At 56.3% G+C, this 16,405-nt stretch carries 17 protein-coding genes and 1 riboswitch; of the genes, 9 read left to right on the top strand and 8 right to left on the bottom strand.

What is annotated here, in order from left to right; all coding sequences use genetic code 11:
- From BN3277_RS26260 to BN3277_RS17840, 3 genes are all read left to right on the top strand, one after another.
- A partial coding sequence (locus BN3277_RS26260; RefSeq protein WP_148501073.1) for a DUF4183 domain-containing protein occupies positions 1-400 on the top strand: 400 nt, incomplete at its 5' end.
- A 102-nt stretch (positions 401-502) separates the two neighbouring features.
- The gene (gene fosB / locus BN3277_RS17845) at positions 503-919 is read left to right on the top strand and encodes a metallothiol transferase FosB (protein WP_059045050.1); all 417 of its coding nucleotides are present in this window, start codon (positions 503-505) and stop codon (positions 917-919) included.
- A gap of 57 nt (positions 920-976) precedes the next feature.
- Positions 977-1,861, top strand: a complete 885-nt coding sequence (locus BN3277_RS17840; protein WP_059045048.1) for a radical SAM/SPASM domain-containing protein — start codon at positions 977-979, stop codon at positions 1,859-1,861.
- A 263-nt stretch (positions 1,862-2,124) separates the two neighbouring features.
- Here BN3277_RS17840 and BN3277_RS17835 read toward each other — a convergent pair whose 3' ends face one another.
- The 4 genes from BN3277_RS17835 to namA all read right to left on the bottom strand — a co-directional run bounded on the left by BN3277_RS17835 (position 2,125) and on the right by namA (position 4,871).
- Positions 2,125-2,961 carry a 1,4-dihydroxy-6-naphtoate synthase gene (locus tag BN3277_RS17835; RefSeq protein ID WP_059045045.1) on the bottom strand — a complete coding sequence of 279 codons (837 nt, stop codon included), beginning with the start codon at positions 2,959-2,961 and terminating at the stop codon, positions 2,125-2,127.
- The gene (gene mqnB / locus BN3277_RS26100; RefSeq protein ID WP_232436462.1) at positions 2,958-3,383 is read right to left on the bottom strand and encodes a futalosine hydrolase; all 426 of its coding nucleotides are present in this window, start codon (positions 3,381-3,383) and stop codon (positions 2,958-2,960) included. Before mqnB ends, BN3277_RS17835 begins: the two co-directional genes overlap by 4 nt.
- Positions 3,373-3,678 (bottom strand): hypothetical protein, encoded by a 306-nt coding sequence (locus tag BN3277_RS26095; protein ID WP_232436461.1) that lies wholly within the window; start codon positions 3,676-3,678, stop codon positions 3,373-3,375. The genes mqnB and BN3277_RS26095 overlap by 11 nt, the downstream gene beginning before the upstream one ends.
- Positions 3,679-3,860: 182 nt before the next feature.
- Positions 3,861-4,871 carry an NADPH dehydrogenase NamA gene (gene namA / locus BN3277_RS17825; RefSeq protein ID WP_059045043.1) on the bottom strand — a complete coding sequence of 337 codons (1,011 nt, stop codon included), beginning with the start codon at positions 4,869-4,871 and terminating at the stop codon, positions 3,861-3,863.
- Between the two features lie 178 nt (positions 4,872-5,049).
- Positions 5,050-5,158, top strand: a riboswitch (guanidine-I (ykkC/yxkD leader).
- 57 nt (positions 5,159-5,215) lie between these two features.
- Here namA and BN3277_RS17820 point away from each other — a divergent pair.
- From BN3277_RS17820 to BN3277_RS17810, 3 genes are all read left to right on the top strand, one after another.
- On the top strand, positions 5,216-5,557 hold the full coding sequence (locus BN3277_RS17820; protein ID WP_059045041.1) for a DMT family transporter: 342 nt from the start codon (positions 5,216-5,218) through the stop codon (positions 5,555-5,557).
- Positions 5,558-5,560: 3 nt separating this feature from the next.
- Positions 5,561-5,878: a DMT family transporter gene (locus tag BN3277_RS17815; RefSeq protein WP_059045039.1), complete on the top strand. Its 318-nt coding sequence runs from the start codon at positions 5,561-5,563 to the stop codon at positions 5,876-5,878.
- Positions 5,879-5,977: 99 nt separating this feature from the next.
- Positions 5,978-6,574: a nitroreductase family protein gene (locus BN3277_RS17810; protein WP_059045037.1), complete on the top strand. Its 597-nt coding sequence runs from the start codon at positions 5,978-5,980 to the stop codon at positions 6,572-6,574.
- A 49-nt stretch (positions 6,575-6,623) separates the two neighbouring features.
- Here BN3277_RS17810 and BN3277_RS17805 read toward each other — a convergent pair whose 3' ends face one another.
- Positions 6,624-8,432 (bottom strand): SgrR family transcriptional regulator, encoded by a 1,809-nt coding sequence (locus BN3277_RS17805; RefSeq protein ID WP_059045034.1) that lies wholly within the window; start codon positions 8,430-8,432, stop codon positions 6,624-6,626.
- Between the two features lie 158 nt (positions 8,433-8,590).
- Between BN3277_RS17805 and BN3277_RS17800 the strand changes: the two genes are divergently transcribed.
- Complete coding sequence (locus tag BN3277_RS17800) at positions 8,591-8,773, top strand: hypothetical protein (protein ID WP_059045032.1); 183 nt, start codon at positions 8,591-8,593, stop codon at positions 8,771-8,773.
- 49 nt (positions 8,774-8,822) lie between these two features.
- Here the strand turns inward: BN3277_RS17800 and BN3277_RS17795 are convergent, their stop codons facing one another.
- From BN3277_RS17795 to BN3277_RS17785, 3 genes are all read right to left on the bottom strand, one after another.
- Positions 8,823-9,815 carry an electron transfer flavoprotein subunit alpha/FixB family protein gene (locus BN3277_RS17795; RefSeq protein WP_059045031.1) on the bottom strand — a complete coding sequence of 331 codons (993 nt, stop codon included), beginning with the start codon at positions 9,813-9,815 and terminating at the stop codon, positions 8,823-8,825.
- A gap of 19 nt (positions 9,816-9,834) precedes the next feature.
- The gene (locus BN3277_RS17790) at positions 9,835-10,602 is read right to left on the bottom strand and encodes an electron transfer flavoprotein subunit beta/FixA family protein (RefSeq protein WP_059045029.1); all 768 of its coding nucleotides are present in this window, start codon (positions 10,600-10,602) and stop codon (positions 9,835-9,837) included.
- A gap of 233 nt (positions 10,603-10,835) precedes the next feature.
- On the bottom strand, positions 10,836-11,420 hold the full coding sequence (locus BN3277_RS17785) for a TetR/AcrR family transcriptional regulator (protein WP_059045027.1): 585 nt from the start codon (positions 11,418-11,420) through the stop codon (positions 10,836-10,838).
- A 369-nt stretch (positions 11,421-11,789) separates the two neighbouring features.
- Between BN3277_RS17785 and BN3277_RS17780 the strand changes: the two genes are divergently transcribed.
- Together BN3277_RS17780 and BN3277_RS17775 are read left to right on the top strand one after the other, a co-directional pair.
- The gene (locus BN3277_RS17780) at positions 11,790-13,979 is read left to right on the top strand and encodes a (Fe-S)-binding protein (RefSeq protein ID WP_059045025.1); all 2,190 of its coding nucleotides are present in this window, start codon (positions 11,790-11,792) and stop codon (positions 13,977-13,979) included.
- A 29-nt stretch (positions 13,980-14,008) separates the two neighbouring features.
- The gene (locus BN3277_RS17775; protein ID WP_059045022.1) at positions 14,009-16,405 is read left to right on the top strand and encodes a 3-hydroxyacyl-CoA dehydrogenase/enoyl-CoA hydratase family protein; all 2,397 of its coding nucleotides are present in this window, start codon (positions 14,009-14,011) and stop codon (positions 16,403-16,405) included.

Raw genomic sequence — 16,405 nt, 5'->3', positions numbered from 1 at the left:
CGCAGGGCCGGAGGGGGCGTCGGGGGCAACGGGGCCAGCAGGAGCGGTCGGGCCTGCCGGCCCCGAGGGACCACCCGGGCCGCCGGGACCACCTGTAGGCGAAATCGTGGTTAGCTCCGCCGTATTCCGCTACTTTTACGCGCCACCTGCGGATCTGACCGGGACGGTGGACATCGCCGCAAATCAATTTACGGATGATGAGGGAAATCCGCCCTTGGCGTTTGCCGGGACCGGGGCGGGCTCCTACGCCAATCTCTTTATTAACGGCATGCTGCAGGAAGGCAGGTTGTACACGCTAGTGCCTGCGGCTTTGACGTTGGAGCTGGGCCAGGATATGATAGGGGCAGGTACGCCGATTATCGTGGAAAACGTGCTGATTAGCGCCCAAGCCGCATCATGAATCCGAAGCCGGGCCGGACAGCGTTAAGCCACAATAAAGTTGCTTCGTGGCAGGGCTGTTGGCCTTGTCACGTACTTTTTTAGAGATTAGGGGGAGAACTGGATGAAGATTTATGGCATTAATCATTTCTGTTTTTCCGTGTCCGATTTGGATCAGTCCATGGCGTTTTATGAGCAGGTCTTTGGAGCAACTCCTCTTGTCAAAGGCCGAAAGCTGGCCTATTTCGATTTGGACGGGCTGTGGATTGCCTTGAATCAAGAGGATGTTCCGCGGGACGAAAGCCACCGTACATATACGCATATCGCTTTTTCGATCGATGAGGAGGACTTTGAGGCTTTCCACAACCGGCTCCGGGCCTTAAACGTCGAAGTGCTGCCGGGTCGTGAAAGGGATCTTCGGGATAAGAAATCGATTTATTTTCTGGATCCCGACGGACATAGGTTCGAATTCCACACCGGCACGTTAAAAGACCGACTGGATTACTATAAAGCGGACAAAGACCACATGATCTTTTATTAATAGCGATTCATTGATAGAATAGGACAGAAAGTAAAAATTTTAACGAAGTAGGTCATCATGAAAAAGTTTAAGAAATTCTATATCGAAACGACCAGCATCTGCAACCTGGCCTGCAGTTTCTGCCCGCCGACCCATCGTCAGGCGCAGTTCATTAAGGTTGAAGATTTCCGCAAGATCCTGGACGATATCAAGCCGCATACGGACTATATTTATTTTCATGTGAAAGGCGAGCCGCTGCTGCACCCCAAAATCGACCAATTGCTCGACATCAGCCACGAAAAAGGATTTAAGGTCAACATCACGACCAATGGCACGCTGCTGCCCAAAACGCGTCATAAGCTGCTCGGCAAGCCGGCGCTGCGGCAGATGAATTTCTCGTTGCACAGCTTCGACGGGCATGAAGGTTCAACCGACCGGGAAGGTTATTTGCGAAACGTATTGTCATTCGTACGTGAGGCAGTAGCTTCGTCCGATCTGATCGTCTCGTTCCGGTTGTGGAATTTGACCCAAGACAATGAGACGAACCTGCAGCGGATGCGCAATCGGGAGACCCTTGAAATCATCGAACAGGAGTTCAACCTCGATTACCGCATCGAGGAGAAGGTCGTGCCCGGCAGCGGTGTCAAAATAGCCGAGCGGATCTATCTGAACCAGGATCATGAGTTCGAATGGCCGGATTTACGAGCCCCGGAGGACGATGGGAAAGGCTTTTGCCATGCGCTCCGCAATCAGGCCGGGATCCTCGTGGACGGCACGGTCATTCCATGCTGTTTGGATGGGGAAGGCGTCATCAATCTGGGGAACGTGTATCAAACCCCGTTTTCGGAGATTGTGGAGGGGGAGCGGGCAAACCGGTTGTACGAAGGGTTCTCCCGACGCGAAGCCGTGGAGGAGTTATGCCGCAAATGCGGATATCGCAAACGGTTTGGCGGAGGTGCGTAAGGTTGGAGCAAATAAAAAAGGAGCCGATCTCGGCTCCTTTTTTGAACAGTTAAGGTGAAAGGGTAACGCTATTTCCGAGAAGTCCAGCCTTCTGCACAAAATAAAGCGATAAAATCACTCTATTCGCCCGAAAAAGAGGGGATTCCCCCCGTAATCTTGCAAATAAGGTGATAAAACATCGCTATATGGCTCAAAAGTCCGCTGATTCAACATTTAGCGTTACATCATCACTCTATTTCAGGTGGAGGAACGAGGCTTCCCGCTCACCAGTTGGCTTTCAGCTTGGCTGGATCGATCTTCGGCACCAAGCCCTCGGCAGCCGCCCGATCCAGCAAACCGGAGATCGCCGCGTAGCCATCGTCGCCCAAATCGGCCGTATACTTGTTCACGTATAGTCCGATATGCGCCTGAGTGACTTCGGGCGACATCTCCTGCGCGTGGCTCATCACATACTCAGCCGAAGCGTCCGGGTGCGCCCAGGCATATTCCACGGATTCCCGCGTCCAGCGGGAAATTGCCGCCAAATCCAGCGAACGGCGGGCGATGATCGCGCCAAGCGGGATCGGCAAGCCGGTGTCGGCTTCCCACCAGTTGCCCAAGTCCTGAAGCATATTCAGACCGTAGTTCTGATACGTGAAGCGGGCTTCATGGATTACCAGGCCTGCATCCATGTCGCCGCGCTTCACGGCCGGCATGATCTGATCAAACGGCATAACCACAATCTCGCCGACGCCGCCGGGAACGTGCTGGGCCGCCCATAAACGGAACAGCAAATAAGCGGTGGAACGTTCGCTGGGGACCGCGACCCGGCGGCCCGATAAGTCGGCAGGCGAGGCCGCTTCCGCCGTTAAAACGAGCGGACCGCAGCCGCGACCCAGGGCGCCGCCGCACGGAAGCAGCGCATACTCATCCAGTACCCAAGGCAAGGCCGCGTAGGAGATTTTCAGCACCTCTGGTCCGGTACCAGAGGCCGCCCACCCATTTGTAATATCGATATCCGCATAGGTAACGTCCAGCTCAGGTGCACCTGGAATTAGGCCATGAACCCAGGCATGGAAGACAAAAGTATCGTTAGGACAAGGAGAAAACGCGATTTTCATGATTGCAGCACCTCCGGTAGTTTAGCGCAGGCTTGTTCTAAAGCCTGCAGGGCATCGCCAATCTTCCACAATTCCCGCTGGCGGGGACCTACGGCGTTGGAGATGGCGCGCAGCTCCAGAACGGGTACGCCGAATTGGCGGGCGGCTTCGGCGACCCCAAAGCCTTCCATCGCCTCGGCGCCGGCGCCGGGGTATCGCTCAGCCAGCACGCGAGCGGTTTCGGCCGTTCCGGTGACGGTGGATAACGTCAGGATTGGGCCGTGGTGAACCGGCAGCCCGGCTTCCCGCAGCGATGCTGCCCAGCGCGACGACAGCTCGTCCGCTACGGCGATCCGGGGCGAGCCGAAGCCGAGCTCGTCCACCCCGGTGAAGCCGTCCGGCGTCTCCGCGCCAAGGTCGGCGGCGATGATTTCACTCGCCACCACCAGCGAGCCAATGTCGGCGACCCCGGCGAACCCGCCGCCGATCCCGGCACCCGACACACTCGCCGCCGCCACCTGTGGGTGGGGGCCCCGCCACGCTTTTCTTATACCCCAGCGGAGTGTGAAAAAGAGACGCCCCCACCCCACCCGCCGTTGCTGCCGCCGCCGACGCCGGACCCACGCCGGCCAGCTCGACATCGGCGCTTCCAAAGCTGCCGAGTCCGCGTTGTACGGCCTGCCGTTCGGCTTCCACCGCCGTCATGATCAGTATTTTAGGATGAGGACGATTCAACATATATCAAGAACAACTCCTTGGTCTGTGGACAAATTCACTCTCTAAATTATATAGCTCTGCTCTGCGAAAACCAAGTCAGGTTTTGACAATGGTCAACCCAGCCGAGCTGTTAGGCGTGTGATCAGCAAGCAAAAGGACCCGCGCTCGCAAATCGCGAGAGCAGGTCCCCACCCCGAACGGTTCTAGGCTCTGAGGTACTGAGCCGGACGCTCCAATGTTGTGCGCAGCGCTTTGGCGGCATCATAGGCCCAATAAGGGTTGCGCAGCAGCTCGCGTCCCAAAAGCACGAGATCCGCTCGCCCGTTGCCGAGCACTTCCTCCGCGTGGGTCGGATCGCTGATCAGACCGACAGCACCGGTGGCGATTTCCGCCTGGCGTCGGATTTGATCGGCCAGGTTTACCTGGTATCCCGGGTACACGTGGATTTGTGCCGGAACCAGCCCGCCGGAACTGCAATCGATCAAATCAACCCCTTGTGTTTTCATGCGGCGGGCATAATCGATATATTGCTCCAGGGAATTGCCTTTCGGATCGTATTCGTTCCCAGAGATCCGTACAAACAACGGGCCGGTCCAAACCGAATTCACCGCCTCAATGACTTCGCTCATCAACCGATAACGGCCGTCAGCGTTTCCGCCGTACTCATCCTCCCGATGGTTGGTCACCGGTGACAGGAATTCGTTTAACAAATAGCCGTGGGCCCCATGGATCTCAATGACGTCAAAACCGGCTTCTTTCGCACGGCGTGCCCCGTCGCGGAAGCCTTCAATAATCCGCCGGATATCCTCGGCGTCGGCAGCCTTCGGCGTCTTCTTCTCCGGGAACGGAATTGCAGACGGGGCAAGAATCGTTTCCTTGAGCTCTGCTTTCCGTCCAGCGTGGGCTAATTGAATGCCAATTTTGGCGCCGTTTTGGTGCACAAGATCGACCAGCTTCTTCAACCCCGCCACGTGTTCATCGCTCCAAATCCCAAGATCCTTGTAAGAGATCCGGCCTTCCGGTACGACCGCAGTCGCTTCAATGATGATCAAGCCCACGCCGCCAACGGCGCGGGATGCGTAATGGACAAGGTGCCAATCATCGATTTTTCCGTCCTGGTTAGGGGAAGAATATTGGCACATCGGGGACATGACGATCCGGTTTTTCAACGACACCTGTTTGATTGTATAAGGGGTAAATAGTTGAGCACTCATTTCACTCTCTCCTCATCTTACGTTTTTATTACATCTTTTGAACCCATGTTAATTTCCATGTTAGTCGATCGGATTAAGACTTACAAGTACGCACAAATTTGATCTATAGTATAGTTTTTTAACCCTAATATTATCAACACTTCTTGACCCTGCACCGGGAATCGGTTAAGATAGCAAACGAATCGTTGCCTAGGGTTCCGCGGCGGGTGAAACTGCCGGACTGGTCCAAGAGGGAACGCGCGGCATCGAGCATGCCGTGGACACGGAGGGACAAAAGCCCGGGAGATATCGCTGTTTGATATCTTTCGGGTTTTATTTTTTGCATAGGGAGTGGAGCATACAACATGAAACGCGACTGGGGGTTGGTCGGCATTGCCGGCTTATTTGAAATTGGGTGGGTGATTGGACTCAAACATGCCGGGGATGTGCTCAGCTGGGGGGGGACGGCGGTTTGTATCATCATGAGCATGTACCTGCTCATTTTGTCTGGACGCCGGCTTCCGATCGGCACGGTCTATGCCGTTTTTACGGGGATCGGGACGGCGGGGACGGTGATTGCGGAGATGCTGGTCTTCGGAGAGCCGTTCCGCTGGGCCAAGCTGCTGTTGATCATGCTGCTGCTGGTTGGCGTGATCGGCCTAAAGCTGGTGACGGACGGCGAAACGAAGCGGGAAGGGGAGGCGTAACCGATGGATTGGATTCTGCTTGTGGTGGCCGGTTTTGGTGAGGTGCTGGGCGTAGTCGGAATCAATAAAATCAACACCCGTAAGAGCCTAGGCGCCTATGCTTGGATGGCCGGAGGTTTTCTGCTCAGCTTTTTGTTCCTAACTTTGGCGATGCGGACGATCTCCATGGGGACGGCTTATGCGGTATGGACGGGAATCGGCACGGCGGGAAGCGCCATCGCCGGGATGCTGCTCTACGGGGAATCCCGTGAGTGGCGGCGATTGTTGTTTATCGCCTGTATTTTGGGTGCCGCCATGGGCTTAAAGCTCATTAGCGAGTAAATGGAAGCTGCCTGGGGACTGGTTGAATTGACGACCAATGGGACAAATTAAAAGAGGTGCCCATCAATAATTCAGTCAGAAACGGAGCGATCAAATCAAATGAGCGATTTTTGGAATGCCGTCAAAACAAGAAGAAGTATCTATGCTATAGGTAAGGATATTCCGGTTTCCGAAGACCAAATCGAGGAGATCGTGAAAAATGCGGTGCTTTACACCCCCTCCTCTTTTAACTCGCAAAGCGCCAGAGTGGTTGTTTTATTGAATGAGCAGCATGATAAGCTTTGGGATTTGACAAAAGAGACGTTGCGCAAAGTCGTTCCAGCGGACAGCTTTGCTCCAACGGAAGAGAAAATGGCATCCTTCCGCAGTGGTCGCGGTACGGTGTTATTTTTTGAGGACCAGTCGGTAATTGAAGGGCTGCAAAAGCAGTTCGCGTTATATGCCGACAACTTTCCGGTGTGGTCGCAGCAATCCAACGGGATGTTGCAATATGTGGTTTGGACCGCCTTATCGGATGAGGGCGTGGGTGCTTCCCTTCAGCATTACAATCCGTTAATTGATGAGGAGGTGCGGAAGGAATGGGGCGTCCCGGCAAGCTGGAAGCTGATCGCGCAGATGCCGTTTGGCAAAATTGAAGCTCCGGCCGGCGACAAGGAGTTTGCTCCGATCGACAGTCGGATGAAGGTGTTCAAATAGCAAAAAAAGCGTTTGGCTTAATCAGCCAGACGCTTTTTTTGGGTGCCGGTCACCCCGCAGTGGGTGTGGAGGTCAACCAGATGTCCTTGAAGTCCATCCAGCCGAGGTTGTTGATCACGAGTCCGCGAATCGACGGATGGACGTACGTGTTCAACATGCTGTGTACAAGAAACGTGACCTGCGCCTCCTCCTGCAGCCGATATTCGATCTGCTGCAGCAATGCGCGCCGTTTCTCGGGTCTGCTGGACGCAAAAACCTCATCCACGATGCTGAACACCCAGCGGATCAACTCCGGGGGCATATGCAAACGAATGATGCTATCTTCCTGTAAATAGCTTTCCAGTTCACACACCTCGTCCTCGGCGAAAACGAGGCACATCAGGATGGCATCGGATTCCCGAGCAGCCGATTTTGCCATCTCGGTTTTGTCAGGGTACACAACCTCGACCGGAACTCCGATCGTCCGGCATTGCGATTGGATCCATTCGGCTTCCTCATGATCAAAAGGATGGGCTGCAAGTCGGATCGGCTCGCCTGTATAACCCGATTCCTCCAACAGCTGCCGGGCGGCTGCCGGGTCGTTCCGATGGACTCCCAGTGTGGTGTCTTCGGTTGGCTGGAAGCTGCGCGCCGGATAACCGGATTTCCCTGTGGCCCGGATCATCCCAGGGCGATCGATCACCAGATTAATGGCCTGCCGAAAGGCGAGCGATTGCTGCGGTCCAAGGCGGTTGCGATTCCAGGAGATCAGACTGCAGCCCCGGCTTAAGGTCTCAATGCGCTTCCAATCGTCACCGGCCCGAGCGGGAACCCGCGAATCGTTGACGATAAGCTGCTCCCATTTCAACTTGGAGGTGTTTGGGATATCGTCAGGCAGAAAAACCAAGGTTACCCCGTCCAAATAAGGTCGACCCAGAAAATGCCCTGCATGCACCTCCAACTCCATCCGGTTCAGGCTCCAATGCGTCAGCCGGAAGGGACCGGTGCCACTCGGAAACTGCCAATAAGCAGCTTCATCCTTGCCGAGCAAATCGGCGGGAAGGACAGAAGCACAAGAAGAGCAGAGCAGGCGGGGGAGCAGCCAATTCGGTTGATGCAGTGTGAACCTGACGGTTCGCGTGTCGATCGCCTCCATCCGCTCCAGGGTGGACATGAGCCAGCTGTTATTTGAATTTTCCTGCAGCCGCGAAAAGGTGAAAACAACGTCTTCGGCAGTGAGCTCTTTTCCGTGATGGAAACGCACGCCTTTGCGCAAATGGAAGGTCCACAGCGTTCCGGTCTCGTCATGCTCCCAATGATGGGCGATCATACCGGTCACTTGGCCTTTCGTTTGGTCGTATTGTACCAGCCGGTCGAAAATTTGCCGAACGAGATGGGAATCGAAGCCGTAAAACAGCCGGGCAGGGTCCAACGTAAGCGGGGCTTTATACACCGGCAGGCGAAAGATGTCCCGGCAGCTTTGACCTGCAGCCAGTTGTCTTTCCGCTCCAAACTGGTCATTTAGCCATTGAATGAATCGTTCCCGTGCATGAATGTCTTCCTCGTTCTGGTGAAGGAATTCAAACGCCAATCGGTATTCCCCTTTTTCCGCCAGCTTTTGGGCCAGATCGATCAAGAAATTTTCCCGGCTTGCCCGAAACACCAATCGGGAGCGATGCCCGCGCCCTCGGCCCGGCGACCATTCGATCAGGCCTTCCTCCTGCAGCTTGCGGATGATCAGCTTGACGTTTCGCTCCGTGCAGTGAAACAGCTTCGTTAAGTCCTCCAGCGCCACCTCAACTTCACGAGACTCCGCCGGATCGCCGTCCACCTCGGTATAATGCTCCAGCAGCGCCAGATATCGCTCAGCGGTTAACACAACCAAACACCTCCATTGAACCCCGTCCATCCTTGCTAGATATAAAAGGGGAAGTGACTTTGGAATAGTATACTCTTTTTCTTCCTGCTTTTGAAGAAGATAATGGAAATGACCAGAAGGGCGGGCGTAACCGGCCCTGGAGGCAAGGAGGTTGTCCCATGAATTATGAAGAGTTTTACCTGAGAGAACGGGAGATCAAAGCGTTCCATAAGTCGCTCAAAAGACCTGGCGGCCCCGAATGCTTTGCGGGGAGGGTCGTTCCCGAGCAATCGCTGAATATCCGCAAAAGAACGGGGAGATGGAGTAAGGTGCTGCGGTCGTTCTTGAATATGTTTCATTAATTTCCAACGAGGAAAATGCCTGCATCGCGCGATGCAGGCATTTTGGATTCTAAGAGGTGCGTTCGGAGAGAGCTTCCTTGAACTGTGCGGTTAATAGCGGGACGATTTCGAAAAGATCCCCAACGATACCGTAGTCGGCCACCTTAAAGATCGGCGCTTCGGGGTCTTTGTTGATGGCAATGATCACCCGCGATTGGCTCATGCCGGCCAGATGCTGAATTGCACCGCTGATGCCGCAGGCGATATAAATTTCCGGCGTGACCACTTTGCCGGTTTGGCCGATCTGTAGCGCGTAGTCGCAGTACCCGGCATCGCAGGCACCACGCGAGGCGCCAACAGCGCCGCCGAGGCTATCCGCCAGCTCTTCCAGCACCTTAAAGCCGTCGGCGCTCTTGACGCCGCGCCCTCCGGACACGACGATCTTCGCTTCGGTGAGATCCACCTTGCCGGACACCTTACGCACCACGTCCTTGAGAAGGGTCCGTAGCGGAGACGGTGGGGTGAATTCCAGCGGGACGAGGTTCCCCGTCGTTGCGGCTGGGGAAGCGGGAGGGAGGTTGTTAGGGCGGAGGGTCACGATTCCGGTGCCGTTGGATAGGCTTTTTTGCTCAAAGGCTTTGCCGGCATAGAGCGGGCGTGTAAATATGAGGTTGACGCCGTCCTTTGTTACGGCAGTTACGTCGGAGATTTGTCCGCAAGCCAGCTGTGCGGCAAGCTGGGGGGCGAGGTCGCGGCCAGTCGCCGTATGGCCGAGCAGGATCACTTTGGGCTCGCCCGGCAGTGCGGCTAGGGCTTGCGTCACCGCTTCGAAGGCGAGCTCCGGCTGGTAGGCCTGGAGGTTGGGATGATCCAGGACCAACACCTGGCCATCCACATAACGGACCAGCTCGGCTGCGGCATCCTTGAGTTGGTGGCCCGTCAGGACAGCCGCCAGTTGATCACCGTCCTCCCGCAGCAGTTGCGCGGTATGAAGCGCTTCCAAAGAAACCTGACGAAGCTTGCCGTCCTTCGTTTCGACGATCACCACGTACGTTTTGCTCATCGTTAACGCCTCCTTAGGGTTAAATGACCTTGGCTTCGGTGCGCAGCAGCCGAACTAATTCCGCCGCCTGCTCGGCGGGCGAGCCGGCCAGCAACTTCCCGGCCTGGCGTGCCGGCGGCAAGGAGAGGCCAAGCCGCTGCGTTCGCGGTGCGATTTCGCTGTCGCTGAGTCCCAGGTCGGTCAACGTCAGCTCGCGGAACGGCTTCTTCTTGGCTTTCATGATCCCGGGGAGGGATGGATAACGCGGCTCATTTAAGCCTTGCTGCGCTGTCATGACGGCGGGCAGCGCCACTTCGAGCGTTTCGGCATCGCCTTCGGCATCGCGTACGGCGGTAGCCCGCTCCCCATTCACAGACAGCTGCGTAATCGACGAGACATGGGGGAGAGTGAGCAGCTTGGCGAGCCGTACGGCGACTTGACCCGCTCCGTTGTCCACTGAGAAGTTGCCGCCCAAGATGAGGTCAAAGTTCTGCGTTTGCAGGAAAGCGGCGAGCAGGCGGGAGATGCCGTATTCGTCCGTATCGATCGCCTCGGTGGCGATCCGTACCGCCTCATCGGCCCCCATCGCCAAGGCGGTGCGCAGCGCCTCAGCCGCTCTTTCCGGTCCCGCGGACACAACCGTTACCGTGCCGCCATGCGCTTCTTTCAGGCGCAGCGCTTCCTCCACTGCATATTCATCGTAAGGATTGATCACGAACTTCACACCGTCTTCCTCAACCTTCCCCTCGTTGATGACGATTTTTTCCTCCGTATCGAAGGTTTGTTTCAGGAGAACAACCACATGCATGCCAGCCAGCTCCTTTCAAAAATGTACTAACCTCTAGTTCATGCTAACGCTTGCCAGCGCACTTATTGAGGCGATCGGGAGTCAATTTCATTTCTAACGCTGATCAGAAACACTAATTGCATGATTTGAAGGGGATATTCCCCCAAAACCAGTAAATAAGCTCTGTGACAAGCGTTAGATGCTGTAGATTCTGATTTTGCCTCGAATAAGCTCGATCACAAGCGTTAGAACACTCATTTCTTTATCGCCCGCAGAAAAAAGTCCACGGTGTTCGCCACCTGACCGGAGAGGGAGTATTTCATGCCCGAAATGAGCCAGGAGGTGACGACCTCGTCCAGCGCGCCGAAAATCAACTGCCGGGAAAGCTTCGTATCCAAGTCCGCACGGAACAAGCCCTCGTCGACCCCACTAATCAAGATATGCTCAATCAGCGTAATATAGGGCTTCACGGCAAGGCCGATAGCCTTGCGCAGCTCGAGGGAGCTTTGCCGTAGCTCGATCTGCGTGACATAAGCAAAATTAACGTTCTGCTCTAAATGGGTGAAATGGATTTCGCATACTTTGCGCAGCGCTTCCTCAGCCGTGTTCGTCTCGCGGATGCTTTGGTGGAACAACTCGACAAGCTTGCCCAGGCGATCTTGGAAGAGGGAGATCAGGATATCTTCCTTATTTTTGAAATATAAATAAATCGTACCGTCTGCAACGCCGGCCTCCTTGGCGATTTTAGACACCTGGGAGCCGTGAAATCCGTTCTCCGCAATGACTTTTTCCGCGCCATCTAAAATCATTTCAAATTTTTCCTGTTTCCTACTTGTCATCGGGCCACCTCAATGCTAAAATTTAAAACAACTGAATGAACCGTCATTCATTTTCTTAATCTTAGGGGAACAACGCACCCGTTGTCAAGAATGAATCCTTAAGATTTTAATTAAATTCCAACCTGTAACCGCTTACCGACTTTGTCCTACTGCATCGCCCATCTCTATTGTGACAAACCTTCTCCACTTGCTGTACTCATCTTCCCTCAAGAAGCTTCATTCTGCTTCATGATCCACTACCATTCGAACTATTTATCTTAACTCCGTCCTGGCAAATAACCTAGCCGATGAAACTGACTCAAACGAAACTACAGATTTTCGATTTCTTTCCTATGGAACGAATTGCTATGAAGGAGGGATGCGCAAATCATGGTCAAGTTATGGCTGACCCTGAATGCATTGCTGTTTGCTGCCGTTACGGGATATGCCGTGTTTGTGTTTTACCAGGCCGTCTTCCGCCGATTCCTGTATTTGCGGCTCGGCCGGCCGATCGATTTCCGCGCTAGGCGCGGGGGGGCCCAGGGCGAGTTCTGGTCGCAGGTGTTCGGGCAGAAGAAGCTGCTCAAGGACCGCAAAAGCGGCTTGATGCATGTCGTTGTGTTCTATGGATTTATCGTGCTGCAGTTTGGGGCGATCGATTTGATCGTCAAAGGGCTGTCGCGCGGCGGACATCTTCCGCTGCCCGCATATGAGCTGTTTGGTTGGTTCCAGGAGTTTACCGCGCTGGCGATCCTCCTTGCAATGGGGTATGCCGCCTACCGCCGTTACATCGAGAAGCTGCCGCGATTAAAAAAGGGCTGGAAACCCGGCATCGTCGTCATTTTCATTTACGCCTTGATGGTTTCGGTCCTGCTGTCGCTAGCCTTTGAACGCGTTTGGATGGGGTTGGAGTTCTCTTGGTATGCGCCGGTTTCCTCGGTCATCGCCGCCGGATTCGCCGGGTTGCCTGCCGCGGCTGCGGAAGCCGTCTTTTATGTGTTCTGGTGGTTGCACCTGTTGATCCTGCTGTCGTTTTTGGTCTACGTCCCCCAATCCAAGCACTTTCATCTCATTACCGCACCAATCAACATTTGGCTGCGCCGCCGGGAGCCGCATGGGCGGCTCACGAGTTTGAACCTTGAGGATGAAGAAGCGGAGAGCTTTGGCGTTGGCTCCATCGAAGACTTTACGCAAAAGCAAATGCTCGACTTCTACGCCTGCGTGGAATGCGGCCGCTGTACCAGCGTCTGTCCGGCGGCAAGCACCGGCAAGACGCTGTCGCCGATGCATCTGATCACGAAGCTACGTGATCATCTGATCGAGAAGGGCGCCGCCGTAACAGGCAAATCGCCGTGGGTACCGGCGAATGTGTTTGGCTCCAACGGCGTCCATGCGGTGGCGGCGGGTGCCATCGGGCCTAGCACACCAGCCTGGGACAACGCGTCGGGAATCACCGACATCCGACCGACGCTGGATTGGCAGAAGGCGGCCTGGCAGCCGGCAGCTCCAGGCAAAGCCGTCACCGAGCTCGAGCTGGTTGGCGACGTCTTGACCGAGGAGGAAATCTGGGCCTGCACGACGTGCCGCAACTGCGAGGATCAATGCCCGGTTGGCAACGAGCATGTCGACAAAATCGTCGACCTGCGCCGCCATCTGGTGCTGATGCAGGGCAGCGTACCTGCAGAAGGGCAGCGTGCAATGCAGAACATCGAGCGCCAAAGCAACCCCTGGGGCATCAGCCGCAGCGACCGCGCGGCCTGGACCGGCGAGCTGGAGGGGATTCCCGTGCCCACGGTCAAGGAGAACCCAACTTTCGAGGTGTTGTTTTTCGTCGGATCGATGGGCTCCTACGATTTGCGCAGCCGCAAAATCACGCGGGCGTTTGTCCGGCTGTTATACGAAGCAGGCGTAAATTTTGCCATCCTGGGCAACGAGGAGCGCAACTCCGGGGATACGCCCCGCCGGATGGGCAATGAGCTCCTGTTCCAGCAGCTATGCCAAGAGAATATCGCCACGTTTCAACGGTATGGGGTACGCCAAATCGTCACTGCTTGCCCGCATACGTTTAACACGCTGAAAAACGAATACCCCGAATTCGGGTTGGAGGGGGTGGAGGTGCTGCACCATACGCAGTTACTGGAGCAGCTGATCCGCGAAGGTCGATTGACGCCGACCCACCGGGTGAGCGAACGCATCACCTATCACGATTCTTGTTATCTCGGGCGGTATAACGGCGTTTACGACGCGCCGCGCGAGGTGCTGCGGGCCGTACCGGGCGTGGAGCTGGTGGAAATGGCCCGGTCGCGGGAGAACGGGATGTGCTGCGGCGCCGGCGGCGGGCTGATGTGGATGGAGGAAACCGACGGCAAGCGGATTAACCTCGCCCGCACCGAGCAGGCGCTGGAGGTCCGTCCGAGCGTGATCAGCAGCGCGTGCCCGTTCTGCCTGACGATGCTGGAGGACGGCACAAAACTGAAGCAAGTGGACGGCCAGGTGAAAGCGCGGGATATCGCTGAAATTCTGGAGCTGTCCGTGTTTGGCGAACCAGCGGCCGATCCAATCCCCGCGTTATCTGAATAGAAATCCCAATGTCCTAGGAGGTAGATCAAATGAACAAACCGATCCGGAAAGCGGCCGTTATCGGCTCCGGCATTATGGGCTCCGGTATCGCAGCCCAGCTGGCTAACGCAGGGATCTCCTGCCTGCTGCTCGACCTCGTCCCGCAGCGGCTAAACGATGCGGAGATGGCCAAAGGGCTGACGCTGGACCATCCGTCCGTGCGCAATCGCTTGGCAACGGCCGCCCTCGCCGGGCTGGCCAAGACGAAACCCGCCCCGCTTTATGATAACGCTTTCGCGGAGCGAATTACGCCCGGCAATCTGGAGGATCACTTGCCGCTGATTGCCGACGTGGATTGGGTCATCGAGGTCGTGGTCGAAAACCTCGGCGTCAAGCAGCAGCTGTTAGCCCAGGTGGAGCGCCACTGGAAGCCGGGGACAGTCGTCAGCTCGAACACCTCAGGCATCTCGATCAACGCGATGGCCGAAGGGCGGTCAGAGGAGTTCCGCAAGCATTTTCTCGGCACGCATTTCTTTAACCCGCCGCGGTATATGAAGCTGCTGGAGATCATTCCTGCTCAGACGACCGACCCGGAGCTGGTCCAAGGCTTAAGCCGATTCTGCGAGCGCAAGCTTGGCAAAACGGTCGTGCTTGCCAAAGATACGCCAAACTTCATCGCCAACCGGATCGGCACTTACGGGCTGTTGGTGACGCTGCGAGAAATGGCGGAGAAGGGGTACACCGTTGAAGAGGTAGACGCGGTCACCGGACCGGCGATGGGCCGCCCGAATAGCGCTACCTTCCGCACCCTGGACCTGGTCGGCCTGGATACGTTCGTGCATGTGGCCGATAACGTGTACGCCAATGTGGCGGACGAGGCGGAGAAACAGGTGTTTGCCGCGCCGGAGTCCCTCAAAGAGCTGGTGTCCCGGGGCTGGCTTGGGGAGAAGAGCGGGCAGGGCTTTTACCGGAAAATCAAAGGGGAGAAGGGCAGCGAGATTCTGTCCCTAAACCTCCAGACGATGGACTACAGCCCGCAGCGCAAGGTGGCATCCGCTTCTTTGGAAGCCGCCAAGCTGGCCAAAGGCGCGGCCGCCAAAACGAAAGCGCTGCTCGGCACCCCGGATCGCTACTCGCAGTTAGCCTGGGATGTGCTCAAGCAGGTGTTGATTTATTCCGCCGCCAAAGTCGGCGAAATCGCCGACAGCATCCGCGAGATCGATGAGGCGATGAAGTGGGGCTTCAACTGGGAGCTAGGCCCGTTCGAAACCTGGGACGCCATCGGCTTGGTCCGCTCCGTTGAGCGGATGGAGGCGGAAGGGTTGACGGTTCCGTCTTGGGTGAAGGAGTGGATCACGCAGGGGAATGCCACGTTTTACAAAAAAGACGGGGGCACGCTGTTCCAAGCGGCGGTTGGAGGTTACGCGCCGGTAGCGCTGCCGCCGGAGCAGATTTCCCTACGCGATCTGAAGGCGCAAAATCGCGTTGTGCGCAGCAACAGCGGCGCCAGCTTGATCGACCTCGGCGATGGCGTCGCCTGCCTGGAGTTCCATTCGCCGAATAATGCGATCGGCGCGGATATTTTGCAGATGATCTCGCAGAGCATGGATGAGGTGCGTGCGAACTTCGAAGGCCTGGTCATTGCCAACCAGGGCCGCAACTTCTGCGTTGGCGCCAACCTGATGCTGTTGCTGATGGAGGCGCAGGACGAGGAATGGGATGAAATCGACGACATCATCCGTCTGTTCCAGAACACGATGTACCGGCTGAAACGGTTTGAGAAGCCGGTGATTGCCGCACCGCATCGCATGACGCTGGGCGGCGGAGTAGAGGCGTGCATGCCGGCCGATCAGGTTATCGCTGCCGCCGAAACGTATTACGGGCTTGTCGAGGTCGGCGTAGGTTTAATCCCGGCGGGCGGAGGCTGCAAGGAACTGGCGCTGCGGGCCAGTCAGCAGGCGAAGTTGGCTGAGGCGGATCTCCAGCCTTACCTCAACAATTCCTTCCAAACGGTCGGCACAGCCACCGTTTCCAGCAGCGGTCATGATGCCATACGGCTTGGGCTGTTGAAGTCAACTGACCGGGTTGTACTGAATCCCGACCACACGATCTATGAAGCGAAGCAGGCCGTGATGAAGCTGGCGGGAAGCGGATATGAACCGATTCCCGAAACGAAGTTCCGCGTCGTAGGCTCCGAAGGCAAAGCGGTGCTGCAGCTGGGCGCACTCGGCATGCACGAGGGCGGTTATATCAGCGATCATGACCTGCTGATCGCCAACAAGCTTGCCCATGTGCTCGCGGGAGGTGACGTACCCGCCGGGACGCTGGTGACCGAGCAATATATGCTCGACCTGGAACGCGAGGCGTTCCTGAGCTTATGCGGGGAGCCGAAGACGCGCCAGCGCATGCAGCACATGTTGAGGAAAGGCAAACCGCTGCGCAATTAA

Source organism: Paenibacillus rubinfantis (assembly GCF_001486505.1).
In the GTDB taxonomy this organism is placed as follows: Bacteria; Bacillota; Bacilli; order Paenibacillales; family Paenibacillaceae; genus Fontibacillus; species Fontibacillus rubinfantis.
The sequence above is the reverse complement of the archived record's forward strand: the minus strand, read 5'-3'. Positions and strand labels throughout refer to the sequence as shown.

Bases quoted from the DNA above. Each gene is read 5' to 3' on its own strand.
- BN3277_RS17820 (WP_059045041.1), top strand. From the start codon at position 5,216: ATGAAACGCGACTGGGGGTTGGTCGGCATTGCCGGCTTATTTGAAATT.
- BN3277_RS17815 (WP_059045039.1), top strand. From the start codon at position 5,561: ATGGATTGGATTCTGCTTGTGGTGGCCGGTTTTGGTGAGGTGCTGGGC.
- BN3277_RS17795 (WP_059045031.1), bottom strand. From the start codon at position 9,815: ATGAGCAAAACGTACGTGGTGATCGTCGAAACGAAGGACGGCAAGCTT.
- fosB (WP_059045050.1), top strand. From the start codon at position 503: ATGAAGATTTATGGCATTAATCATTTCTGTTTTTCCGTGTCCGATTTG.
- BN3277_RS26095 (WP_232436461.1), bottom strand. From the start codon at position 3,678: ATGTTGAATCGTCCTCATCCTAAAATACTGATCATGACGGCGGTGGAA.
- namA (WP_059045043.1), bottom strand. From the start codon at position 4,871: ATGAGTGCTCAACTATTTACCCCTTATACAATCAAACAGGTGTCGTTG.
- BN3277_RS17800 (WP_059045032.1), top strand. From the start codon at position 8,591: ATGAATTATGAAGAGTTTTACCTGAGAGAACGGGAGATCAAAGCGTTC.
- BN3277_RS17835 (WP_059045045.1), bottom strand. From the start codon at position 2,961: ATGAAAATCGCGTTTTCTCCTTGTCCTAACGATACTTTTGTCTTCCAT.
- BN3277_RS17780 (WP_059045025.1), top strand. From the start codon at position 11,790: ATGGTCAAGTTATGGCTGACCCTGAATGCATTGCTGTTTGCTGCCGTT.
- BN3277_RS17775 (WP_059045022.1), top strand. From the start codon at position 14,009: ATGAACAAACCGATCCGGAAAGCGGCCGTTATCGGCTCCGGCATTATG.
- BN3277_RS17810 (WP_059045037.1), top strand. From the start codon at position 5,978: ATGAGCGATTTTTGGAATGCCGTCAAAACAAGAAGAAGTATCTATGCT.
- BN3277_RS17785 (WP_059045027.1), bottom strand. From the start codon at position 11,420: ATGACAAGTAGGAAACAGGAAAAATTTGAAATGATTTTAGATGGCGCG.
- BN3277_RS17840 (WP_059045048.1), top strand. From the start codon at position 977: ATGAAAAAGTTTAAGAAATTCTATATCGAAACGACCAGCATCTGCAAC.
- BN3277_RS17790 (WP_059045029.1), bottom strand. From the start codon at position 10,602: ATGCATGTGGTTGTTCTCCTGAAACAAACCTTCGATACGGAGGAAAAA.